8 protein-coding genes are annotated in these 25865 nt (G+C 73.0%); all 8 read right to left on the bottom strand.

Features of this window, described 5'->3' with window-relative positions; genetic code table 11:
- Positions 1 to 307: 307 nt before the first annotated feature.
- Positions 308 to 1525, bottom strand: a complete 1218-nt coding sequence (locus tag Actob_RS19355) for an MFS transporter (protein ID WP_284921665.1) — start codon at positions 1523 to 1525, stop codon at positions 308 to 310.
- Positions 1522 to 12168: a non-ribosomal peptide synthetase gene (locus tag Actob_RS19360; RefSeq protein WP_284921666.1), complete on the bottom strand. Its 10647-nt coding sequence runs from the start codon at positions 12166 to 12168 to the stop codon at positions 1522 to 1524. The genes Actob_RS19355 and Actob_RS19360 overlap by 4 nt, the downstream gene beginning before the upstream one ends.
- 57 nt (positions 12169 to 12225) lie before the next feature.
- Positions 12226 to 18480 (bottom strand): non-ribosomal peptide synthetase, encoded by a 6255-nt coding sequence (locus tag Actob_RS19365; protein ID WP_284921668.1) that lies wholly within the window; start codon positions 18478 to 18480, stop codon positions 12226 to 12228.
- Positions 18481 to 18515: 35 nt separating this feature from the next.
- A complete protein-coding gene (locus tag Actob_RS19370) occupies positions 18516 to 18719 on the bottom strand; it encodes an MbtH family protein (RefSeq protein ID WP_284921670.1) in 204 nt (67 codons plus the stop codon).
- 1021 nt (positions 18720 to 19740) lie between these two features.
- Positions 19741 to 19935 (bottom strand): hypothetical protein, encoded by a 195-nt coding sequence (locus Actob_RS19375; protein ID WP_284921671.1) that lies wholly within the window; start codon positions 19933 to 19935, stop codon positions 19741 to 19743.
- Between the two features lie 40 nt (positions 19936 to 19975).
- Positions 19976 to 20794, bottom strand: a complete 819-nt coding sequence (locus Actob_RS19380) for a siderophore-interacting protein (protein WP_284921672.1) — start codon at positions 20792 to 20794, stop codon at positions 19976 to 19978.
- A gap of 35 nt (positions 20795 to 20829) precedes the next feature.
- Positions 20830 to 22125 carry a helix-turn-helix domain-containing protein gene (locus tag Actob_RS19385; RefSeq protein WP_284921673.1) on the bottom strand — a complete coding sequence of 432 codons (1296 nt, stop codon included), beginning with the start codon at positions 22123 to 22125 and terminating at the stop codon, positions 20830 to 20832.
- A gap of 180 nt (positions 22126 to 22305) precedes the next feature.
- Positions 22306 to 25302, bottom strand: coding sequence for an AfsR/SARP family transcriptional regulator (locus Actob_RS19390; RefSeq protein ID WP_284921675.1), 2997 nt, complete (start codon positions 25300 to 25302; stop codon positions 22306 to 22308).
- Positions 25303 to 25865: the final 563 nt, after the last annotated feature.

Here is a 25865-nt window from a genome sequence, read left to right on the forward strand (position 1 = left end):
TAGCCTGGGGCCGTCCCCGGATTCAGGGATGGCCTTGCGTGCCGGCGTTGCGTCGGCCGTATCGGCTGCCGGACGGCCGTCCCATGGAGCTGTTCCTGGCCGCCGTACATCACCCCGCCGTGCGCTGGATGACCTGCGCCGGGCCACCACTGCCGGCCTGCGCGATCTCGCCCTCCCGGTGCGCGAACGGGAGATGGTCATCCGGCGTACGGTGGCGAGAGCCGGCGCCGAGGCGTGGTCGCTGCACGGGCACATGTTCGCCGTCGAGGCCGGGCCGGGCGCGTGACGCCCGGCCCGGGCCCAGGGCTCAGCTCACCGGTACCGGCTCCCGGTCGCGTACCGCCAGCAGGGCCAGGGCTGCGGGGAGCAGCCCGACACCCTGGGCGAGGCAGAGCGTCCGCGGCTCGACGAGGTCGGCGAGGAATCCGAAGGCGATCGACGCCACCGGGAACGTCGCCGTCATCAGCGCTTGCATGGCGGCGAAGAAGACCGGCTTGTCGGCTGCCGGCACGGTTCGCTGGAACAGGGTCACAAACTTCACGCCGAGCACCCCGGCACACCAGCCGACCCCCAGCAGTGCCACCGATGTCATGATCCGGCCGGTAACCAGGCCCGGCACGGTCAGGCCGGCCGCGATCCCGAGCAGACACAGCGGGCCGAGGGCCGTCGGCCGGCCGGGGACATGCGGGCCGGAGAACGAGCCGACGAGCATGCCGATCCCGATGGCCGTCTGGAACAGCACCAGGACACCGGGGTCGTCACCGAACACGCCCCGGACGTACAGCGGATAGATCACCGCGCCGGCGGTGGCGAACAGGTTCGCCGCGGCGAAGCAGATCAGCACGGTACGGACGAACGGCAGATCAGCCAGTACGGCGCGCAGCTTGCGCTGGGCCGGCGCGGGACCGCTCGGCGCGGACGGCCGGGGCGCCTCCGCGGTCCGGAAGCCGGCGACGTGGATCAGCAGCGCCGACAGCAGGAACGCCCCGGAACAGGCCGCCACCAGCGGGGCCGGCCCGCCGAGGTGGATCAGGTACGGCCCGGCTACCGCCCCGACCAGGCCGGCGATGGACTGGGTGGACATCTCGAACGACGTGGCGTGCTGGATGTCCCGGGCGTCGACCAGTTCGGGCACGGACTTGGTCAGGCACGGGTTGAAGAAGCACTGCGTGACGGCCAGCAGGAACACCGCCGGGTAGGGCGCCGCCATCGGCAGTTCCGTCAGCAGCGCCCACACCAGCAGGACCAGCGTGACGGCCGCAGCGGCGAGTTCAGCCGTACGCATCACGCCCCGGCTGGTGTAGCGGGCCAGGGTCCGGGCCACCACCGGGATGAGCAGCACGGCCGGCAACGACGCCAGCATCATGAACGGCCCGGTGGCCCGGCCGCGAACCGACTCGGCCACCTCGCTGACCACCCACCAGACGACGCCTGCCTGGAACATCCGGCCGGCGACCTGGCTGCAGATCTGTGCCGCCCACACCCGGGCGAACGCCTGGTTGCGCAGGACCAACGGCTGACTCATGAACGCTCCTCGGGCAGGAAGCCGGTCGACGCGAAGAAGCGCACGTAGCGCCGCAGGGTGCCGGGGCCGACGATGGGACAGTGGATGCCGGAGCCGGCGAGGCCCCGCGGGGTGTTGCTGTTGTCGAATCGCGGTTCGGTGCCCAGCGATTCACCGGAGGTGCCGCCGTGCAACAGCGCCACCCCCGGTATCGAACTGCCGGGAGCAGCCGTGCGGGCCGCGGCGGTCAGCTCGGCGACCCACTCGGCGCCGGACAGGCCGCGGAGCGGATGCCCGGCGGCCCGAACCGCCGCGAACACGTCCGCCGGCCGCGTGTGGACCGGGTTCACCAGGTGGTATGCCGTTCCGTCGAGGGCGACGGTGCGCGACAGCCGCACCAGGGCGGCGGCCACGTAGTCCACCGGCACCAGGTCGACGTCGGCGAGCCGCCCCCGGTCGGGCGCGGCGCCGAGCTCCACGCAGGCGCGGACCATGTTCCAGAAGGCGTCGCCGTCGCCGGTCGCCCCGGTCGCCGTCGCGCCGCTGATCCGGCTGGGCCGGTAGATCGCCACGGGCAGGCCACGCCGGCCGGCCTCGCGGACGAGCTCCTCGGCCACCCACTTGGTCTGGATGTAGCCGTTGGCCGGCACCTGTTCCGCGGGCACGTGCCGGTCCTCGGTGAGCAGCGACGGGGTGTCGCAGGTGGAGTAGAGGACGCTGGTCGTGGACACGTAGTGCAGCGGGACGCCGCGGTGTGCGGCCAGGCGGATGACGTCGGTGGTGGCGTGGACGTTGGCGGTCCGCATCCGCTGGTACGGGTCGGCCAGGTGCACGCGGGCGCCGTTGTGGTAGACGACGTCCACCGACGCGGCCAGCTCGTCGAATCCCTCCCGGCTCAGCCCGAGCCGCGGTTCTTCGAGGTCGCCGGGGACCGCGACGATCCGTGCGCGGTCCGCGCCGTCCCACAGCAGGTAGCGTCGCAGGCTGCTCTCGATCCGCTTCATGGCCGAGGCCTCGTCGCCGGCCCGGACGAGGCAGTCGATCCGGGCGCCCGGGTGAACCCGGAGCAGTTCGGCGAGCAGGAACGCGCCCAGGAACCCGGTGGCGCCGGTGAGCAGGATCCGCCGCGGTTGCGCCCGGTGGCGCGGCCCGCCGGCCCCGACGACGATCGCGGCGTCGAGGTGGGCGTCGGCGGTCAGGGTGGCCCCCGCCGAGTGGGTGACGCCGGTGAGCGTCTGGGCCAGCGCGGCGACCGTGCGGCTCTGGAAGACGTCGCGTACCGAAACCTGTTCGGTGATCGTGTCCCGGATCCGTGCCGCGAGGCGGGTCGCCAGCAGGGAGTGCCCACCCAGGGCGAAGAAGTCGTCGTCGATGCCGACCTCGGGTACGCCGAGGGTGTCCGCGAACAGCCGGCACAGGGTTTCCTCGCGGACGTCGCGTGCGGCCCGGCCCGGCCGGACGTCGAGGTTCGGCGCGGGCAGCGCCGCCTTGTCGATCTTGCCGTTGGTGGTGAGTGGCATCGTGTCCAGCACGACCACCGCCGGGATCATGAATTCCGGTAGTTCGGTGGCGGCGTGCGCCCGCACGCCGGCCGGGTCGAGGTGGTGGCCGTCGGCCGGGGTCACGTAGGCGACCAGGCGTTTGTCGCCCGGTCGGTCCTCGCGGGCCAGGACCACCACCTGCGCTACGCCGGGGTGACCGGCGACGATCTTGGTGACCTCGCCCAGCTCGATCCGGAAGCCGCGGATCTTGACCTGGTCGTCGGTGCGGCCCAGGAAGATCAGCTGTCCGTCGGCGCCCCATCTGACGAGGTCGCCGGTGCGGTACATCCGCTCGCCCGGCGGGCCCCACGGGCAGGCCACGAACCGTTGCGCGGTCAGGCCCGGCCGGCCCAGGTAACCGCGGGCCACACCCTCACCGGCCATGTACAGCTCGCCGGTCGCGCCGGGCGCCACCGGAGACAACCGGGCGTCCAGCACGTACGCCCGGTTGTTGAGCACCGGTGCGCCGATCGGCGGGGGCCACACCCCGGCCGGCACCGGCGTGCTGATCGCCGCACACACCGTGGTCTCGGTCGGGCCGTACGCGTTGTACAGCCGTCGCCCGGCCGACCACCGGTCCACCACCTCGGCGCTCGCCGTCTCCCCGGCGGCCACCAGCGCCTCGACACCGGCCAGCGAACCGGCCGGCAGCATGGCCAGGGCGGCTGGTGGCAGGGTCACCTGGGTCACGCCGGTCTCGGCGATCGTGGTGGCCAGCGGCGTGCCCACCGTGAGCCGTTCGGCGGACGGCATCACCAGCGTCGCACCGCAGAACAGCGCCGGACAGACGTCGTGGACGAACGCGTCGAAGCTGGGCGAGACGAACTGCAGGACGCGGCTCTGCGGGCCGGTGCCGTAGAGGCCGTTGGCGGTCGCCGCGAGGCTGGCGATGCCGGCGTGACTGACGACGACACCCTTGGGCCGGCCGGTGGAGCCGGAGGTGTAGATGACGTAGGCGGTGTTCGCCAGGCCCGCCGACGAGACGACCGGGCCGTCCGGCAGTGCCGCGACCTGTTCGCCGAACTCGGCGGAGTCCAGCGGCACCACCGGCACGTCGAGGCCGGGCAGGTCCGCCGCTGTCTCGGCCACCGTCCACAGCAGCACCGGCCGCGCGTCGCCGATCATGTAGCGGATGCGGCTGTCCGGGTAGGCCGGGTCGATGGGCAGGAACGCCGCACCGGCCTTCGTGACCGCCAGCATGGCGACGACCCAGTGCACCGAGCGGGGGAAGGACAGCGCCACGATGTCCTCCGGCCCGGCTCCCCGGCCGATCAGCCAGCGGGCCAGGGCGTCGGAGCGCGCGTCGAGTTCGGCGTACGTCAGGGTGACGTCGTCGCCGATCAGCGCCGTCGCGTTCGGGGTGCGCGCTACCTGGGCGGCGAACAGCTCGCCGACGGTGCCCCGGCGTACCGGTGCGTGACGGTCGTTCCAGGTCACCAGCACCTGCTCGCGCTCGGCCGCGGTGAGCACCCGCACCTGGCCGATCCGGCGCTCCGGTTCGGCCACGACCGCCTCGATCACGGTGACCAGCCGGTCGGCCAGCCTCGCGGCGCTCGCGGGGTCGAACAGGTCGGCGGCGTACTCCAGCACGCCACTGATCCCGGCCGGTTCCCCCTGCTCGCCGGTCCGCTCGGCGAACATGGCGGTCAGGTCGAACTTGGCGACCGGCGGGCCGGCCGCTTCCAGGCGTACCCGCAGGCCGCCGAAGTCGTGGTCGCCGGCCGCGTTGTTCTGTAGCACGCACATCACCTGGAACAGCGGCTGCCGCGCCAGGGACCGGTTCGGGGCGAGGCGCTCCACCAGGTGGTCGAACGGCACGTCGGCGTGGGCGTAGGCGTCCAGGGCCGTCTCCCGTACCCGGGTCAGAAGATCGGCGAAGGTGGGGTCCCCGGACAGGTCGGCGCGCAGGACCACGGTGTTGACGAAGAAGCCGACCAGATCGTCGAGCGCCTCGTCGGCGCGACCGGCGACCGGTGCGCCGATCGGCAGGTCGTCGCCCGCCCCGAGGCGGTGCAGCAACACGGCGAACGCGGCGTGCAACACCATGTGCGGTGTCGCGTCACGATGCCGGGCCAGCTCGGCCAGCGCCCGATGCACCCGGGGTTCCAGGGTGAACGGCACGTGCCCGCCCCGGTGCGAGCGCACGGCCGGACGTGGCCGGTCGGTGGGCAGCGCCAGCTCGTCGGGTGCGCCGGCGAGGGCCTTGCGCCAGTACTCGGTCTGGTCGCTGATCAGGCTGCCCGGGTCGTCGGGGGCGCCGAGCAGCGCGTCCTGCCAGAGGGTGTAGTCGACGTACTGCACCGGCAGGGCGGCCCGGTCCGCCGTCCGCCCGAGCGCGCGGGTGGTGTAGGCCTGGCCGAGATCGCGCAGCAGCGGGGCCATCGACCAGCCGTCCGCGGCGATGTGGTGCAGCACCACGGCAAGCACGTGCTCGCGCGGTCCCAGCTCGAACAGCCATGCCCGGGCGGGAGTCTCGGTGGCCAGGTCGAAGCGGTGGCCGGTGACGCCGGCCAGAGCCGCCGGCAGACCGGCCGGGTCGACACGGACCGTCGCCATGGGCATCCGGCCCTTCGCCGGATCGAGTACCCGCTGGTACGGCGCGCCGCCGTCCTCGGCGAACACGGTGCGCAGCGTCTCGTGCCGTGCCGTCAGGTCGTCGAGGGCGCTCCGCAGCGCCGCGTGATCCAGCACGCCGTCCAGGCGCAGTACCACCGGCATGTTGTAGGTGGCGCTCGGCTGTTCCAGCTGGTGCAGGAACCACAACCGCCGTTGCGCGGGCGCCAGCGGCGGCCGTGCGGGCCGGGCCGAGGCGGCCAGCGGCGGACGCGTCGCGCCGCGGGCGGAGGCCACCAGGGATGCGAGGCGGGCCGGGGTGGCGGCGGCGAACACGTCGCGGACCGCCAGTTCGGCGCCGAGCGCGGTCCGGACCCGTGACGTCAGCCGCACCGCCAGCAGGGAGTGCCCGCCCAGGCTGAAGAAGTCGTCGTCGATGCCGACCGCCGGTACGCCGAGCAGATCGGCGAACAGCCCGCAGATGATCTCCTCGGTCTCGTCGCGCGGGGCCCGGCCGGCGCCCCCGAACGCGGCCAGGTCCGGCACTGGCAGTGCCGCGCGGTCCACCTTGCCGTTGGTGGTCAGCGGCAGTGCGTCCAGCGGCACCACCACCGCAGGCACCATGAACTCCGGCAGGTGGGCGGTGGCGTAGGCGCGCACCTCGGTGGCGCTGACCGGCCGGCCGGCGCGTCCCGGGGTGACGTAGCCGACCAGCCGCCGGTCGCCGGGCCGGTCCTCGCGCACCACGACGACCGTCTGGCCGACGTCGTGGTGGGCGGCCAGGACAGCCTCGATCTCGCCGAGTTCGATGCGGAAACCGCGCAGCTTGATCTGGCCGTCGGCGCGGCCCACGAAGACCAACTGCCCATCGGTGTTCCACCGCACCAGATCACCCGTGCGGTACATCCGTTCGCCGGTGCGCCCGGTGGGATCGGCGACGAACCGTTCGGCGGTCAGGTCGGGACGCCCGGCGTAGCCGCGGGCCAGGCCCGCCCCCGCCAGGTAGAGCTCGCCGGTGACGCCGGCCGGCACCGGTTGCAGGTGCCTGTCGAACACGTACGCCCGCATGCCGTCCAGTGGGTCACCGATCGGTACGTCGGCGCCGGGCAGCGCCGCGGCGTCCGTCATGGGATACGCGGTGGCGAAGGTGGTCGCCTCGGTCGGCCCGTACACGTGGCTCAGGACGGTGTCGGGGCAGTTCTTCAGGAAACGGCGCATCGCGTCGGGGCTCGCGGCCTCGCCGCCGGTGAGGACCTCACGCAGCCCGGCCAGGTGTTCGACTCCTTCCTGCACCATCAGGTTGAACAGTGCGGTGGTGAGGAACGCGGCGGTGGCCCGGCCGTCGGCGACGGTACGGGCGAGCGTGCGCGGATCCGGTTCGCCGGGTGGGGCCAGCACCACGGTCCCGCCGCGCAGCAGCGGCACCCACAGCTCGTAGGTGCAGGCGTCGAACGCGTGCGGGGACCGGCATAGGACCCGGTCGTGGGCGCCACCCGTCCAGCGGTGGTCGGCGGCCAGTGCCACGATGTCGCGGTGCCGGACTGCCACGCCCTTGGGCCGGCCGGTGGAGCCGGAGGTGTACATGACGTAGCCCAGGTTGTCCGGGTGCACCCGGATGTCCGGGGCATGGTCGGGTCCGGGCCCGTCGGTGTGCACGAGCACCGAGGCGCCGTGCTCGAAGCCGGTGGCGGCCGCGTCGTGGCCGACCAGCAGGACGGTCGCCCCGGCCTGGGCGACGATCCAGCTCAGCCGGTCCGCGGGGTAGCTCGGCAGCAGCGGCACGTAGGCGCCACCGGCTTTGAGGACCGCCAGCAGCGCCACCACCAGGTCGACAGAACGGTCCATCAGCACGGCGACCGGTACCTCGGGACCGGTCCCGGCGGTGATCAGCCGGTGGGCCAGCCGGTTGGCGCGGGCGTCCAGTTCGGCGTACGTCATGGTCGTGCCGTCCGCCCACAGCGCGGGGGCGTCCGGTGTCCGCGCGGCCCGGGCGGCGAACAGCTGTGGCACGGTGCCGGCCGCAGGTGGTGACGAGGTCCGGTCGCCGGCGGCGAGCATCCGCCGGTACTCGTCCGGGGCCGGGGCGCCGATCCGGTCCAGCCGGGTGTGCGGATCGGCCGCGACGGTCCGCAGGATCAGGGTCAGCCGATCGGCGAGGGCTTGGGCGGTGGACCGGTCGAAGACGTCGGCGGCGTACTCCAGCGCACCGGTCAGCCCCGCCGGTTCGGTGCCGGTGCCGTGCTCGACGAAGCTGGCGAGCAGGTCGAACTTGGCCACGTTGAGGCTTATCGATTCGGGTCGCACGCCCAGGCCGGCGAAATCGAGGTCGGCGTGTGCGGTGTTCCGCACCGTCAGCAGCACCTGGACCAGCGGGGATCGGCCGGCCGATCGCGCCGGGGCCAGTTCCTCCACCACCCGGTCGAACGGCACGTCCTGGTGGGCGTAGGCGTTCAGCGCCGTCTCCCGTACCCGGGCCAGCAGTTCGGTGAAAACGGGCGTACCGGTGAGGTCGGCGCGCAGCACGAGAGTGTTGACGAAGAAACCGACCAGGTCGTCGAGTGCCTCGTCGGTACGCCCGGCCACCGCGACGCCGATCGGGAGGTCGTCGCCGGCGCCGGCGCGGTGCAGCAGGATCGCGAACGCGGCCTGCAACACCATGTGCAGCGTGGTGTCGCTGCGCCTGGCGACCCGCAGCAGTGCCCGGTGCACGTCCGCGTCGAGGTGCAGGCCGATGTGTCCGCCCTGGTGCGAGGCGACGGCCGGGTGCGGCCGGTCGAACGGCAGATCAAGTTCGGTGGGTACGCCGGCGAGCGCCTGCTTCCAGTACCGCAGCTGCCGGCTGAGCAGGCTGTCGGGGTCCTTGTCGCCGCCCAGCAGCTCCCGCTGCCAGACGGTGTAGTCGGCGTAGCTGACCGGCAGCGGCGCCCAGCCGGGTTCGGTCCCGGTGAGGCGGGCCGCGTACGCGCTGGACAGGTCCCGCAGCAGCGGCGCCGTGGACCAGCCGTCCGCGGCGATGTGGTGGATGACCAGGACGAACACATGCTCTGCCGGGCCCAGATGCCACAGCCAGGCCCGCAGCGGTGGCTGCTGCGACAGGTCGAAGCGCACACCCGCCGCGTGGGCGAGTTCCCGGCGCAGGGCGGCGTCGGTGATCTGCTTCTCGGTCAGCCGCACCGTGACGTCGGCCGGGTCCAGGATCACCTGGCGCGGTTCGCCGCCGGTCGCGGGGAAGACGGTCCGCAGGCTCTCGTGCCTGACGACCACGTCACGCAGAGCGGCCCGCAGTGCGCCGGCGTCGACGTCGCCGGTGAGGCGCAGCGCGTACGGCACGTTGTAGGTGGCGTTCGGCCCCTCGAGCTGGTTGAGGAACCACAGCCGTCGCTGGGCCGCCGACAGCGGCAGCGGGTCGGGCAGCGGCATCGGCCGCAGGCCGGGGCGGGCGGTGCCGGCAGCGGCCTCGGCGACCGCCGCGAGGCGCGCGGGGGTGGGAGCGGCGAACACCTCACGGACCGGTAGTTCGACGCCGAGCGCGGCCCGGGCGCGTGACACGAGCCGGGTGGCGAGCAGCGAGTGTCCGCCCAGGGCGAAGAAGTCGTCGTCCGCGCCGACCGCCGCCACCTCGAGGATCTCGGCGAACAGGCCGCACAGGATCTGCTCGGCCGGGGTGCGCGGCGCGCGGCCGAGCGTGACGAGCTGGTCGGGAGCGGGCAGTGCCGCCTTGTCGATCTTGCGGTTGGTGGTGAGTGGCATGGTGTCCAGCACGACCACCGCCGGGATCATGAATTCCGGTAGTTCGGTGGCGGCGTGCGCCCGGACATCGGCCGGGTCGAGGTGGTGGCCGTCGATCGGGGTCACGTAGGCGACCAGGCGTTTGTCGCCCGGTCGGTCCTCGCGGGCCAGGACCACCACCTGCGCTACGCCGGGGTGACCGGCGACGATCTTGGTGACCTCGCCCAGCTCGATCCGGAAGCCGCGGATCTTGACCTGGTCGTCGGTGCGGCCCAGGAAGATCAGCTGTCCGTCGGCGCCCCATCTGACGAGGTCGCCGGTGCGGTACATCCGCTCGCCCGGCGGGCCCCACGGGCAGGCCACGAACCGTTGCGCGGTCAGGCCCGGCCGGCCCAGATAACCGCGGGCCAGAGCGGTACCCGCCAGGTACAGCTCGCCGGCCGTACCGGGCGGCACGGGCTGCAGCTTGCCGTCCAGCACGTACGTCCGGGTGTTGGCGATCGGCCCGCCGATCGGCGCCGGACCGGATCCCGGGACCAGCGGGTGGCTGTTGGTGGCCACGACGGTGTTCTCCGTCGGGCCGTAACAGTTGATCATCCGGAGCCGGGCCGACCAGCGGTCCACCACCTCGGCGGACGGGGCCTCACCCGCCACCACCAGCGTGCGGACACCGGCGAGCGCCTCGTCGGCGAGCACCGCCAGCGCGGCCGGCGGCATCGTCACATGCGTGACCCCGGTCTCGGCGATCGTCGCCGCCAGCGCGGCACCGACGGTCAGCCGCTGCGCCGACGGAACCACCAGCGCGGCACCGGACAGCAGCGCCGGGCAGACGTCCGCGACCGCCGCGTCGAAGCTGGGCGACGCGAACTGCAGGACCCGGCTGCCGGCGTCGATACCGTACCGGTCGGTCAGGGCATGCACGAGGCTGGCCAGGCCGGCATGGCTGACCACGACACCCTTCGGCCGGCCGGTGGAACCCGAGGTGTAGATGACGTACGCGGTGCTCGCCGGCGTGAGCGGCCGGCTCCGTTCGGCGTCGGTGACCGGGGTGGCCGGCAGCGCCGAGAGCGCCCGTACGGTCACGTCCGAGTCCAGCAGGGTCGGGGCGATACCGGGCAGATCAAGCGCGGATCGTGTGCCCGCGACGGTGAGCAGCAGCGACGGCCGGGCGTCGTCGAGCATGTACCGGATCCGGTCGGGCGGGTACGACGGGTCGATCGGCAGGAACGCCGCCCCGGCCTTGGCCACCGCCAGCTGGGCGACGACCCAGTGCACCGAGCGGGGGAACGACAGCGCCACGATGTCCTCAGGCCCCACACCCCGGCCGATCAGCCAGCGGGCCAGCACGTTCGCGCGGGCGTCGAGTTCACCGTATGTCCACCGGACGTCGTCGCCGATGACCGCTGTCGCGTCCGGAGTCCGTTCCACCTGGGCGGCGAACATCGCCGGCAGGGTACGGGCGGGCAGCGGCGTACCGGTATCGTTCCAGCTCGCCAGCACGAGGTCACGCTCGGCGGCGGTGAGCAGGTCGATCCGGCCGATCCGCCGGTCCGGTTCGGCGGCGACCGCGGCCATCACCCGGCCCAGCCGGCCGGCCAGCGCCCGCACCGTCGCCCGGTCGAACACGTCGTCGGCGTACTCCAGCAGCACCCGCAGTCCGGCCGGGCGGCCGGACGCGTCGAACTGCTCCTCGACGTTGACGGTCAGGTCGAACTTCGCGACGTTCGAGCCGACCGGCTCCGTGCGCACCCGCAGCCCGGGCAGGTCGAGCTGGGCGCCGGCGTTGTTCTGCAGCAGCACCATCACCTGGAACAGCGGCGTGCGGCCCGGGGTCCGGACCGGGGCCAGCTCCTCGACCAGCAGGTCGAACGGGACGTCCTGGTGGGCGAAGGCGCCCAGGGCGGTCTCCCGGACCCGCGCCAGCAGCTCACGGAACGTCGGCTCGCCGGAGACGTCGGTGCGCAGCACCAGGGTGTTGACGAAGAAGCCGACCAGATCTTCCAGGGCCTCGTCGGTACGGCCGGCAACCGCGGTGCCGATCGGGATGTCGTCGCCGGCGCCGAGCCGGTGCAACAGCGCCGTGACCGTGGCATGCAGCACCATGAACAGGGTGCTGTCGGTCTGCGTGGCCAGCCGCAGCAGGTCGCGGTGCCGTTCGGCCGGGACGGTCAGGGCGACCCGGCCGCCCCGGTGCGACGGCACCGCCGGATGGCGGCGGTCGAGCGGCAGCTCGATCTCCGCGGGCAGCCCGGCCAGAGCCGTACGCCAGTAGTCCAACTGCTCGGCCAGGATGCCGTGCTCCTCGCCGAGCAGTTCCCGCTGCCACAGGCTGTAGTCGGTGTACTGCACCGGAAGCTCGTCCCAGCCGGGCGACTGTCCGGCCCGCCGCGCCGCGTACGCCTCGGACAGGTCACGCGTCAGCGGCCCGACCGACCAGCCGTCACCGGCGATGTGGTGCAGCACGAGCAGCAGGACGTGCTCGCCTGGCCCGGCCGCGTACAGCCGGATCCGGATGGGCGGGTCGACGGCCAGATCGAAGGAGCTGCGGCCTTCTCGCGCCAGCACCCCGGGCAGATCCGGGCCCGCGGTGTCCCGCACGGTCAGGTCCACCGGTACCGCGGCGGGGTCCAGTACCCGCTGGACGGGGACGCCGTCGTCGGCCGGGAAGACGGTGCGCAGGCTCTCGTGGCGGGTGATCAGGTCGCGCAGCGCGGCGCCGAGGGCGGCGACGTCCAGCTCCCCGGTCAGCCGCAGCGCTAACGGCATGTTGTAGGTGGCGCCGCCGCCCTCGAGCTGGTTCAGGAACCACAGCCGTTGCTGGGCATAGGACAGGGTGGTCATGAGCGTCCTCTTTCTTCGCCCCGCGGCGCGCAGCCGGCGAGGCGGGACGGGCAGTCGTCAGTTGGTCTTCGTCGCCCTGCGGCGCAGGGCCGGCCGGGCGGGACGGGCAGTCGTCAGCCGTTCGCCGATCCGGGCGGGGGTGCGGGCGGCGAACAGGTCACGGATGGTCAGGTCGGCCTGGAGCGCGGCGCGGATCCGGCTGATCAGCCGGGTGGCCAGCAGCGAGTGGCCGCCCAGCTGGAAGAAGTCGTCGTCGATGCCGACCTGGGGTACGCCCAGCAGCTCGGCGAAGAGTGCACACAACACGCCCTCGCGGGCGTCGCGGGGCGCGCGGCCGGGTGCGGCGACGGTGCTCGGCGCGGGCAGCGCGTCCTTGTCGATCTTGCCGTTGCTGGTCACCGGCACGGCGTCGAGAACCACGACCGCCGGAACCATGTACTCGGGCAACTCCCCGGCCAGCCGCTCCCGCAGGGCCCGCGGGTCGAGGGTCCGGCCGGCGGCCGCGGTCACGTAGGCCACCAGGGCCTTCTCGCCGGGACGGTCCTCGCGGGCCACCACGACCGCCTGCCGCACGTCGGGCTGGTCGGCGACAGCCCGGGTGACCTCACCCGGTTCGATGCGGAACCCGCGGATCTTGATCTGGTCGTCGGTGCGGCCCAGGAACAGCAATTGCCCGTCCCCGGTCCACTTCACCAGGTCACCTGTTCGATACATCCGCTCACCGGCGGCGCCCCACGGGCACGCCACGAACCGTCCGGCGGTCAGAGCGGGCCGGCGCAGGTAGCCGCGGGCCAGTCCGGCGCCGGCCACGTACAGCTCACCGGGCACCCCCGGTGGCACCGGCGCGAGGCGGGCGTCCAGCACGTACACCCGGGTGTTGGCGATCGGCCCGCCGATCGGCGCGGGCCGGTCCTGCGGCGTCAGCGGACGGCTGACGGTCGCGCAGACCGTGGTCTCCGTCGGCCCGTACGCGTTGAACATCGCCCGGCCGGCGGACCAGCGCTCCACGACCTCGGCGGAGGGCGGCTCACCGGCCACACCCAGTGCCCGGACACCGGCCAGCGCGTCGCCATCCAGCACGGCGAGCGCCGCCGGCGGCATGGTCAGGTGCGTCACGCCGGTCTCGGCGATCGTCGCCGTCAGGGCCGGGCCGACGGTGAGCCGTTCGGCGGACGGCACCACGAGCGCCGCACCGGACAGCAGTGCCGGGCAGATGTCCCAGATGGCCGCGTCGAAGCTGGGCGACGCGAACTGCAGGACGCGGCTGGTGCCGTCGATGCCGAACCGGGCGGCCTTGGCCGCCGCCAGGCTGGCGATGCCGGTGTGGCTGACCGCCACGCCCTTGGGCCGGCCGGTGGAGCCGGAGGTGTAGATGACGTACAGGGTGTTGGCCGGCGTGGCCGGGCAGGGGAGCGGCGTGTCCGGGCACGCCGACAGCGCGGCGGCGACCTCGGCGTCGTCCAGCGCCGTGCTGGGTACCGCGAGAGGCGGCAGGTCGTGCTCGGTGGCGGTCACGGTGAGCACCAGCCGTGGCCGGGCATCCTCGACCATGTACCGGATCCGCCCGGCCGGGTAGGCCGGGTCGATCGGCAGGAACGCCGCACCGGCCTTGGCCACCGCGAGCATCGCCGTCACCCACTGCAGGCCACGGGGGAACGACAGCGCGACGATGTCCTCGGGCCCGGCTCCCGCCGCGATCAGCCACCGGGCCAGCCGGTTCGCCCGGGCGTCGAGTTCGGCGTAGCTGAGCACCACGTCGTCACCGATCACCGCCGTCGCGTCCGGGGTACGAGCCACCTGCGCGGCGAACAGCGCGGCCACGGTGCCGGCCGGCACCGGTGCGCCGGCGTCGTTCCAGCCGGTCAGCACCCGCTTCCGTTCGGCGGGGGCGAGCACGTCGAGCCGGCCGATCCGGTGGTCCGGTTCGGCGGCGACCTGCCGCAGCAGCCGCAGCAGCCGTTCGGTCATCGCCTGGACGGTCTCCCGCTCAAGCACGTCGGCGGCGTACTCCAGACGGCCGTCGAGCCCGGCCGGCCGGCCGGCGGCGTCGACGCGCTCGACGAGGTTCGCGGTCAGGTCGAACTTGGCGACGTCGAGGTCCACCGGTTGCGCCACGGTGTGCACGCCCGGCAGGCTCAGCGCGGCATCGGCCGCGTGCTGCAGCGTCAGCATCACCTGAACCAGCGGCTGCCGGGCTGTGGAGCGGTCCGTGGCCAGCGCTTCCACCAGCCGGTCGAACGGCAGGTCCTGGTGGCCGAAGGCGTCCAGGTCGTGATCACGGACCCGGTCGAGCAGCGCGCCGAAGCCGGGGTCGCCGGACAGGTCGGTCCGCAACGGCAGGGTGTTGACGAAGAAGCCCACCAGGTCGTCGAGGTCCTCGTCGGCACGGCCGGCGACCGGGGTGCCGATGACGACGTCGTCGCCCGCACCGACGCGGTGCAGCAGCACGGCGAACGCCGCGTGCAGCACCATGAACAGGGTCGCGTCGTGGTCGTGGGCCAGGCGCAGCAGGTTGCGGTGCAGATCCGCCGGAACGGTGAACGGCACCTGGCCGCCGCGCTCGGACCGTTCGGCCGGGTAGGGCCGATCGGTCGGCAGGTCCAGATACTGCGGCGCACCGGCAAGGGTCGCGCGCCAGAAGGCCAGTTGCCGGCTCACGAGGCTGTCCGGGTCGTCGACCGTGCCCAGCACTTGCGACTGCCACAGCGCGTAGTCGGTGTACTGCACGGGCAGCGGCGCCCACGCGGGAGCGGTGCCGCCCAGCCGGGCGGTGTACGCGGCCGACAGGTCCCGCATCAGCGGGGCCAGGGACCAGCCGTCGGCCGCGACGTGGTTCAGCACCACCAGCAGCAGGTGCTCGTCCGTACCCAGCACGCCCAGGTGGACGCGGATCGGCAGGTCCCGGGACAGGTCGAACGGGCGGTGCGCCGCCTGGCTCAGCCAGCGCCCCGGATCCCCGGCCGGCCGGCTCACCTCGACCGTCGCCCGGTTCGCCGGCAGGACCACTTGGTGGGGGACACCGTCGGGGGCGGCGAACACGGTACGCAGGCTCTCGTGCCGGTCCACCACGTCGACCAGCGCCGACCGCAGTGCCGCGACGTCGAGCGGGCCGGTCAGCCGCAGCGCGTACGGCATGTTGTAGGTCGCGCTCGGGCCCCGCATCCGGTGCAGGAACCACAGCCGCTGCTGGGCCGCGGACAGCGGCGGCGCCTCCGGCCGGGGCATCGGCCGCAGCGGCGGTCGCGAACCGTGGCGGGAACCCGCGACCACCTCGGCGAGCCGGGCGGGGGTGGGCGCGGCGAACAGCTCACGCAGCGACAGGTCGGCGCGCAGCACGGCACGGACCCGGCTCAGCAGCCGGGTGGCCAGCAGCGAGTGCCCGCCCAGCGCGAAGAAGTCGTCGTCGGGCCCCACCGTGGGCACGCCCAGCAGGCGCGCGAAGAGCCGGCAGAGGATCTCCTCGCGGGCATCGCGCGGAGCACGTGCCCGCGCGCCGGCGGCGGACCAGTCCGGGGCGGGAAGCGCCCGCCGGTCGAGCTTGCCGTTGGGGGTCAGCGGCATCCGGTCGACTGCCACGACGGCGGCGGGCACCATGTGCGCGGGCAGCGCGGCCGCGGCATGAGCGCGCACGTCGGCGGGCTCGGCGTCGCCGACGACATAGGCGACCAGCCGCTGATCACCCGTACGGTCCTCACGCACCGCGGCGACAGCCTGCCGTACCCGCGGGTGCTCACCGAGCACGGCCTCGATCTCGCCGAGCTCGATCCGGAAGCCTCGCAGCTTCACCTGGTCATCGGCCCGGCCGGCGAACAGCAGCCGTCCGTCCGACGTCCAGCGGACCAGATCGCCGGTGCGGTACATGCGGGTTCCGGGCGCACCGAAGGGACAGGCCACGAACCGTCCGGCGGTCAGTGCGGGCCGGCGCAGGTAGCCGCGGGCCAGTCCGGCCCCGGCCAGGTACAGCTCTCCCACCGCGTTCGGCGGCACCGGCCGCAGCCGGGTGTCCAGGACGTACGCCCGCGTGCCGGAGACGGGCGTGCCGATCGGCACCGGGCCGCCGGCCGTCAGTGGCCGGCTCAGCGTCGCGGTGACGGTGTTCTCCGTCGGCCCGTAGACGTTGATCATGCGCCGGCCGGTGTGCCACCTGGCGACCAGGCTCTCCGGTACGGCCTCGCCGGCGACCGCCAGGACCCGGACCCCGTCGAGGGCGTCGCCGGGCAGGACGGCGAGGGCGGCCGGCGGCAGCTTCAGGTGCGTCACACCGCACTCGGCGATGGTCGCCGCCAGCGGTGATCCGACGGTGAGGCGCTCGGCCGAGGGGGTCACCAGGGTGGCGCCGGCCAGCAGGGTCACCCAGATGTCCGACTGGGCGGCGTCGAAGCTCGGCGACGCGAACTGCAGCATCCGGTCGCCCGGGCGCACGCACAGCCGCTCACCCTGCGCGGCGGCCAGGCCGGCCAGGCCGCGGTGGGTGACCGCGACGCCCTTGGGCCGCCCGGTGGAGCCGGACGTGTAGATCACGTATGCGGTGTTGTCGACACCGGCGGGCCGCGGCGGTTCCGGCCTCCCCGGCGCCGTGCCGGGGCCGGCGCTGTCGAGTGTCAGCACCGGGACGTCGGTGCCCGGCAGGGCGGCCGCGGTCTCCGCGGTGGACAGCAGCAGTACGGGCCGCGCGTCGGTGAGCATGTAGCGGATGCGGTCGGCCGGGTACCCCGGGTCGACAGGCAGATAGGCGGCGCCGGTCCTGGCGACGGCGAGCATGGCGGTCACCCAGTGCACCGAGCGGGGGAACGCCAGCGCCACCAGGTCCTCCGCGCCCACGCCTCGCGCCAGCAGCCACCGGGCGATCCGGTCGGCCTCCGCGTCCAGCTGCGCATAGGTCATCGTGATGTCGTCGCCGACCAGGGCGACCGCCTGCGGCGTGCGAGCGGCTCGCGCGCGGAAGAGCTCGGCGAGCGTGGCCGGCCCGGTGGCGGGGCCCGGGTCGGCCCAGCGTGCTGTCGCCTCACGGTCGCCGTCGGTCAGCAGGTCGAGCTGGGCCAGCACGGCCTGCGGGTCCGCACCGGCGAACCGGGTCAGGAAGGCCAGGAACCGGTCCCGGTGGCCCACGACGTCCGGCACGGAGTACAGCCGCGGGTTGGCGTCGAAGTCCACCCGGTACTTCTCGCCGTCGCGCCGGTCCCAGACCAGCATCGCGAGATCCTCGGGAAAACCACCGGCCAGGTTGTCCGCGTACGCGGGGGCGCCGCCGAAGCTCACCCCGTACTCGAAACTCATGACGTTGGCCCGGGAGGCGACCAGCCCGGCGCCGCCCGGTGACCGGTCCCGGCGGATGTCCTCGACCCGGTAGTCCTGATGCGCGAGCACCGTGCGGGCCTGCGTGGCGACCTGCTCGACGAGGTCGGTGACGCGGGCATCGGCATCGACCCGCACCCGTAGCGGCAGTAGGTTCGACACCATGGCCGGAGTGACCCGGTCGGCCGGATCGCGGCGCGCGGCCGCGGGCAGCCCCACGACGACCTCCCGCTCGCCGGTCATCCGGTGCAGATAGGCGGCCCAGGCGGCGACGACCACCAGCGGCCACCGCGTCCCGCAGGCGCCGGCCCTCTCGTCAAGCAGGCGTGCGGTCGCGGCATCGATCCACCCGGAGCGGCGCACCACCCCGTCGGCCGGCGCCGGCTGCGCGTGGGCCAGGCCCGCCGGCTCCGGGCAGTCCCGCAGGTAGTCGACCCAGAACTGCCGGTCCCGCGTGCGCCGTGGCGATCGCTGGTACGCCTGGTCGCGCGCCACCAGATCGGACAGCCGCCCGAACGGGCTGTCCGGCACCTCGGCCCCCGCGTGCAACGCCGTGTAGACCTCGGCCACCCGGCGGGCGATCAGCCCCATCCCGAAACCGTCCAGAACCAGGTGGTGATAGCTGGACCACCACAGGTGACGCTCGGGGGAGAGCCGCAGCAGGGCGTACCGGAACAGTCGACCCGCCTCCGGCTCGAAGGACCGTTCGAGGTCGGCGCGCATCCACCGCAGGGCGGCCTCGAACGGCTCCGCCTCGTCGCTGAGGTCGTGAACCGCCAGCTGCCACGGCGCCGCGGCGCCGGTCTGCTGGAGTACCTCGCCGTCGGGCGTCGCGGTGAAGCGGACGGTCAGGCAATCCGCCTCGTCGACGGTGCGGCGCAGGGCGGCCTCGAACACCTCGGCCAGGATCGGACCGGTGATGTCCAGGTATTCGCCGATGGTGTGCATCCGGCTGTCGGGTGCCAGTTGCCGGGCGTACCAGATGCCGCGCTGGGCGGCGGTCAAGGGAATCGTCATGAGGGGTACGGAATCGGCCGGCACGATGACGACCGTCAGCCCATCGCCTCGATCAGACTCTGCGGACGCATATCCGTCCAATGTTCGTTGACATAGTCGACGCAGTCCTGGCGCGGACTGGCGGTTTTGGCAACCGCCCAGCCGGCGGGAACGTCAGCGAATTCGGGCCACAACGAATACTGGCCCTCGTCGTTGATCAGTACCAGATAGGTGCCGTTCTCATCCTCGAAAGGGTTCATGACTGTTCCTTCGCTCGATCTCGTGGAATGGCCGAGAACTTCCGGCGCCGGCTCGTGACCGGCGACGGGGCGCGACACTAACAGCCGCGTGATCCGAGCGAACCGCTCCTAATCGGACATTTGATCTGGTCCACGGGTCGTGCGGGAGCGTGACATGAGCCACACGGTGGCAACCGTGAATGACTTGGCCGAGCCGACCAGCGAATTAACACAACATAAATGACTGTAAATTATGCCGCCCTTAACGACCCCTAATGTGACAGGGCCGCCCCTTGTGCGGCGAGTCGAATAGGAATCCACCGCCCAGCACCGCTGGCGGTGCGGCGTTCCGGGTGAGGGCAATCTCGGCTGCGGGCACACACGCCGAGCCTCGGCCCGCGCAGCGTCAACCAGCGCCGGCAGCCGCAGCGGGTCACGGGTCCGGTAGGAGGGTGCAGCCAGAGCCGCGACCGTGCGGCCCAGGCCACCCCGGTCGTCGTCGAGCGAAGGGCGGCGGCGGCCGGCACCGAGGGCCGCGAACACCTTCAGCAGGGCAGCGGTCCCTACCTGGAGCGCGTCACGCAGCTCGACCCGAAGTTCCAGCGAATCCTGCGCGACAGCCCGGCCCCGACCGGTGGCGGTGTGATGCGGTATGGCAACGCGGTCAAGGGGTGGCGCTGGCGGTGCCGGCAGGTCCGGGAACGCAGATGTCATCCGGTCCCAGGACGCCATCGCTCTCATCGGTGCTGGGTGTTGAAGGACTCGCGACGCACGGCGGCCGTGATGGCGACTCCGGCGTCGCGGCGGGCGCGGAGGCTGAGCCGCCAGGTGTCTCTGTAGGTGAAACGTGCACCGGCCGGTCACAGGCCGGCAGTGCGAGAACCGACGCTGAAGAAATGCATACAGCGGCAATCCGGAGGTGGTGGGTGAGCATGATTCCTTCAATGGCGGCTCCGCGGGAACGTGACGCAGTGTAGGCAGCCGCCGGTTGCAAAGTGCCACCTTGCCTCAGTCGTACACCCGAAGTAGTGCCGGTTCGTCGTCAGGCTGGCCCGCTCCTGGCCGTCGGGCTCGTGTGCCTGGTAGCCGACGCACTCGCAGCCGTTGTCCGCCCCGAGTCCATCGTCTCGTCCAGGACGGCCTGCACCGGATCGACCTTCGAGTCGTCGATGGCGAGCGCGCCGATCGACTCGGCCAGGCGCGGCCGGTCGACGACCATCACCGACCGGGTGGACACCGATGTGCTGTGGACGGTTCGGGAAGGCCGCGGCGCGGGTTCAGTCGCGGTCCGGGCATCGGCCCGCCTGGCGGGCCTTCCATTCGCGCCACTGTTCGTCGGTCAGGCCACGCCGCCAGTAGCCCGAGATCGACAACAGGTCCCTCGCCACGCCGCGTTCGTCGAGCAGGTGCCGCCGCAGGCCGCGGATCACGGCGCCCTCACCGTGGACGAACGCCTGCACGACGCCCGGTTCGAAGGCGAGCGATCGTACGGCCGTGGCCAGGCTGTCGCCGCGTGCGGTGTGTATCCAGCGGATGTCGGCGTCGGCCGCGGTGGGCAGCGGTTGCTCGTCGTACTCGTCGACCACCTCGACGATCACCCGGGCCCGCATGCCGGCGGTCATCGCCTCGAGCGTCACCGCGATGGCCGGTAGCGCGACGGCGTCACCAGCCAGCAGGTGCCAGCCGGCCACCGGCCGCGGCCGATACAGCCCACGTGGTTCGCGCAGCAGCACCGGATCCCCCGGTTTGAGCCCGGCCAGCCAGGTGGGCGTCAGGCCGGGCCGGCCGTGGTGATAGAAGTCGATGGTCAGTTCGCCGGCTGCCGCGTCGAAGGCCCGGATCGTGTAGGTGCGGGTGCGGGGCCAGGCCGATCGGGGCAGGGTGGCGTGGATGTGCCGCAGGTCGAGGTCGGCCGGGTAGGCGATGCCGGGGCGGGGGAAGACGATCCGGATGTGGGAGTCGGTGAACGGGCCGGGATCGAGCCTGGCGATGTCCGCGCCGCCGGCCACCATCCGGGTCACGCGAGGGGCGATGCGGGTCAACCGCAGCAGGGCCAGCCGGACGACCGGGCGGGCCCGCGCCGAAACGACGATCATGTCTCTCCTCGGGAGCAGGCAGGGGGACCTGCTGGTCAGCCTCGGATCGACGCGGCGCAGAGCTGGGCCGCCCGGGCCGTGTGCAGGATCCGGAACCAGGCCTGGCCGGCCCGGTACGCCGGCCGGATCAGTCCGTGCAGCAGCAGCGCCCGGACCGCCCGTCCGCTGTCCGGCAGGCTCCAGCCGGTCAGCGTGGTCACGTCGGTCAGGTCGAAGCTGTCGCCGCGCCGGCAGAGGGCTTCGAACAGGTCCCGGTCGGCGGCGGGCAGGCCGGCCAGCCGCCGCTCCAGGGCTTCCCGCAGGCCGGCGCCGGCGTCCGGGCTGGTGAGGTGGTTCAGCAGGGTGGCCGGATCGTCGTGCAGACACCGGTGCAGGGTCGCCAGGTCGTAGACGATCAGCCAGGAGGCGGCGGCGTGCAGGGCGCCGGGCACCCCGTCGAGCCGCCGGCAGATGCCGGCCATCAGGTCCAGGTCGGCGGGGTCCGGGTCGAGGTCGGGCCGGACCCGGCGGGCGCGGTTGAGGAAGAGCTGTACGGCCGGGGAGCCCGCCGGGTCCGTCTCGTCGACGGTCAACGGGTTGAGCAGGAAGGTGCGTTCCCCGGGCAGGCCGAGCGGGCGGTCCGCGGTGGTCATGACGCGCAGGCCGGGTACGTCCCGCAGCAGGGTGACCAAACGGCCCGGGTCGGCGGTCGCCGGCACACCGTCCAGGACGAGCAGCGGCGGCCGGTCGGCGATGGTCTCGACGAGGGCGGCGATGTCGTCGGTGGCCGGTCCGGGGTGCAGGAGCTGCTCGGCGGCGGCCCGGACCAGGGCGGCGAGGCGGTCGCCGCCAGCCGGTTCGGCAAGCGTGCACCACAGCACCGGGGTTCCGCCGGTGGTGTGCAGCCGGGTGGCGACCTCCAGCGCGAGCCGGGTCCGTCCCACACCGTCGATGCCGATGACGGTCACCAGTCGTTCGGCTCCGGTGGCCAGTTCGCCGTACAGCACCGCGGTCTCGGCCTCCCGGCCGACCTGCAGGTCGGTGGCGAGCGGCGGGGCCGCCGGGCCGGCCTCGTAACCGGCTTTGACCGCCCAGCCGGTGCGGCCCTCGGTGGCTGCCGCCTCCAGGTCGGCGCGGGCCCGCGGCCCGAGGCGCAGTGCGTCGGCGATCAGGCGGACGGTGTCCTGCCGGGGCCGCCGGGCCCGGCCCTGTTCCAGGTCGCGGATGGCCCGGACGCTGATGGTGGAGAAGTCGGCGAGTTCACGCTGGGTCAGCCGGATCCGGACCCGGTGCTGGCGCACCAGGCGGCCGAACAGTGGTACGTCCTCGTCTGTCGCGGTGGCGATGCTCATGATGCGGCCCTCTTCCCGTGTGATGGCGCAGTCGGCGAAGCTCCGGGGTGGCGAACCCGAGATCGGGTGATCGCCCCCGTGGATCTCATCGTCCGGATGCCGCTATCGACCGGGCATCACGACGCCAACCGGCGCCGGGGCCTCACGATCAACGGGGGATAGCGCCGGGATAGCCGGAGGTCAGGGTCGCACCGACGGGCCGGCGAGCTCCCGGGCGAGCAGGTCGGCCTGCTCCTGCTCGGGCCGCATCCCGCGGTCCCGGAAGCTCTCCCGGGCCTGGTCGAGCAGCGCGCCGGCCTCGGCGGCCCGGCCGCTGCGCAGCAGCACCCGGGCCAGGTCGAGACGGACCACGGCCACCCCGCCGACATCGATGATCTTTTCCCGTACGGCGAGCGCCTGCCGATAGGCCTCCTGCGCCTGGTCGTAGCGCTTCCCGGCCTCGTGCACCTCGCCGAGGTTGCGCAGCAGGTGACCCTCGCCGATCAGGTCGCGGTTGCGGCGTACGTTGTCCAGGACCCGCAGCAGCACCCGCTCGGCCTCGGCGTGTTCACCGCGGCGCAGCAGGACCTGACCCGCGCGGCGCAGCGCATGCGCCTCGCCGTGCGTGTAACCGACCTCTCGGAAGACCGCCAGAGCCTCTTCCAGCTGGTCGTGCGCGAGCGCGGTGCTGCCGCGGCGCATCCAGATGTACGAGCTCTGGGTCAGCACGCCGGCCCGGCCCACCACGTCCCCGACCGCCTCGAAGTCCCGGATCGCCTGCTCGTAGAGTGCCAACGCGACGTCCTCCGCGCCGACCTGCCGTTCCAGCAGGGCCAGGTCGCGCCGGCACAGGGCCAGACCGTGCCGGTCGTCCAGTTCCTCGAAGATCTTCAGCGCGAGCCCGAGGGAGCGCCGGGCCTCGTCCGGCTGCTGCCGGCTCAGGTGCATGGTCCCCAGCGAGCCGAGCACGGCCGCGGTGCCGCGCCGGTTCTGGGCGGCCCGGGTGGCTTCCAGCGCCCGGCGATGGGTGTACTCCCACTGGTCGAAGTAGCCACGCGCCTCGAACAACGTCACCAGCGTGGTGGCCAGGTCCCAGCACAGTTCGTGCAGCCCGGCCCGGGCCGCCTGGTCGACGGCCAGGCACAGGTTGGGCTGCTCGCTGTCCAGCCAGTCGATCGGCTCGCTCAGCACGCTCTCGGCGTACGCGGCGGGCGGCTGCCATCGGCGGCCACTGCCGTGCAGCACGGTGAAGTCCCCGCCGTACACCCGGGCGTGTGCCTGTTCGGCGAGAGCGACCCAGCCGCCGATCATCCGCTCGGTCGCGGCGAGCTGGACGGCGGGACTGTCGTGCAGGGCGAGTTGTTCCCTGGCGAACAGCCGGATCACCTCGTGGAACCGGTAGCGGAACTCGCCGGTGCGCTCGACCGCGACGGCATCCAGCATCTGTACGTCGACCAGCGGCTCGACCAGGTCGGAGGGGAACGGGCTGTCGTCGTCGAGCAGGGCGCCCGCGGTCCAGCCGGGTACGGTCGGCCCGTCGGCCAGGCTGAACAGCCGCAGCAGCCGCTGTTCGGCGTTGCTGAGCCCGTCGTGGGTCAGCGACAGGCTGGCCCGCATGGTCATCTCGCCGTGCGCGAGTTCGTCGAGCCGGTGCCGTTCGCTGGCCAGCCGGTGCCCCATCGACGCCAGTGTCCAGTGCGGGCGGGCGGCCAGCCGGGCCGCGACGATCCGCAGTGCCAGCGGCAGGCCGCCGACCGTACGGACCAGGGCGTCGGCCGCCGCCGGCTCCCGGGCGACCCGGGCCTCGCCGATGACCCGGCTCAGCAGTTCCAGGGCCTGCGTCCGGTCCAGCACCTCCAGCTCGATCCGCATCGCGCCGGGCAGCCCGGCCAGCCGGGACCGGCTGGTCACCACGACGGCGCAGCTGCTGCTGCCGGGCAGCAGCGGGCTGATCTGGGCTTCGTTGGCCGCGTCGTCGAGGACCACCAGCAACTGCCGGGACGCCAGCAGGGTCCGGTACATCTCGGCGCGCTCGTCGATGTCGTCCGGGATCATCGGGCCGGGGATCCCGAGGGCCCGCAGGAACCGGCCGAGCGCGTCCTGGGGGCTGACCGGGTCGGCGCCGACGCCGCGCAGGTCGCAGTAGAGCTGGCCGTCCGGGAACCGGGTGCGGCCGATGCGGTGGGCGACGTGGGTGGCCAGCGCGCTCTTGCCGACGCCGGGTTTGCCGGCGATGACCACGAGCCCCAGCGCCCGCTGCCCGTCGTCACCGAGCAGGGCGGCCTCGACGGTGCGCAGCACCGGCTCGTTGGCCACGAAGTCCGCGGTGTCGGCGGGGAGCTGGCGTGGTCGTTCCTCGCCGTATCCCGGTGTGGCCGGCTCGACCGGCTGGGGTGCGGCGGCCCGGTTGCGGTCCGGTGGCGGTTGCGGGTCGCCGGACCGGGCGGCCACCTCGGTCACCGTGGGCCGCGCCGTCGGCGCGAGCAGTGCCGGGTCGCCGGCCAGAATCGCCCGCTCCAGCTGTCGCAGCTCCTCGCCCGGTTCCAGGCCGAGCTCGTCGGCCAGCAGTTGGCGCCCGGCCCGGTAGACGTCCAGCGCCTCGGCCTGCCGGCCGGACCGGTGCAGGGCGAGCATCAGCTGTCCGCGCAGCCGCTCTCGCAGCGGGTTCTCGTGCACCTGACGGCTGATCTCGCCGACCAGGTCGTGGCTGCGCCCCAGGCCGAGTTCCAGCCCCAGATAGGTCTCGATCGCGGCGAGCCGGTCCTCGTCGAGCCGCACTCCCCAGGAGCGCATGGTCTCGTTCGGGATGCCGCTGAGGCACGGGCCCCGCCACAACGCCACGGCGGCCCGCAGCATCTCGGCGGCCTCCGCGTCCCGGCCCTCCTTGACTAGCACCCGGGAGGCCATCACCTGCCGGTTGAACACCTGGAGATCGACCGTCTCGTCGCCGGTGCGCAGCAGGTAGCCGGGCGCGCGGGAGACCACCGACACGGTCAGGCCCGCTTCGGCGAAGCTCTTGCGCAGCCGGGACACACAGATCTGGATCTGGGTCCGCGCGGTGTCCGGCGCCTCGTCGGGCCAGATCAGGTCGAGCAGCCGGCTGGTGCCGATGACGCGACCGGCCTCCATCAGCAGACAGGCGAGGATGATCTCCTGACGTCCGGGCGGGATCCGGACGGTACCGGTGGGTCCGTCCACCTGGAGAGACCCCAGGACGCGGAAGACGATACCGTCCGAATTGATTGGGCTGATGACGTTCAGGTCACGCATTGTTCTCCAAGGCGACAGCATTCCAGCAATGCCGCCGCTGCATCATTCCACCGCATAGGCGGCTCGCTGTCCAGGCGCAGATTACCGGTGTGGCGGCTTTCCGGAACAGTCCACTGTGACTATTCGGTTCTCCCCGCAAGCTGCGCAAATCGTGGTATCCCAGCCCAACTGCGTCCCGAATTCGCGCTCGGTTACGGCACGATTATCAGGAAACGTCCGACTTTTGGGTACGCCCTATGGAGGTGAGCCGAGTGCCTAAGCGGCGGGGGACGCGCCGGGTTCGCAAGTCGCCGAGTCGAGGCGTCGGCGGGTCGGGCACACCGGTGCCTATGCGCCTCTCGGAGTGCTCCCGGGCAATCTATGGTGGACAATGTTTCATTTGTTGCTCGGACCCCGCGATCGGCTGCCCTGGGCGGAGACGGCGACCCGGTCCGGTGAGGACGGCCGCACCGCGCCGGGAAAGTGCCGTGATAGCGAAAAGTTAACCGTCC

The organism is Actinoplanes oblitus (assembly GCF_030252345.1).
Lineage (GTDB): Bacteria > Actinomycetota > Actinomycetes > Mycobacteriales > Micromonosporaceae > Actinoplanes > Actinoplanes oblitus.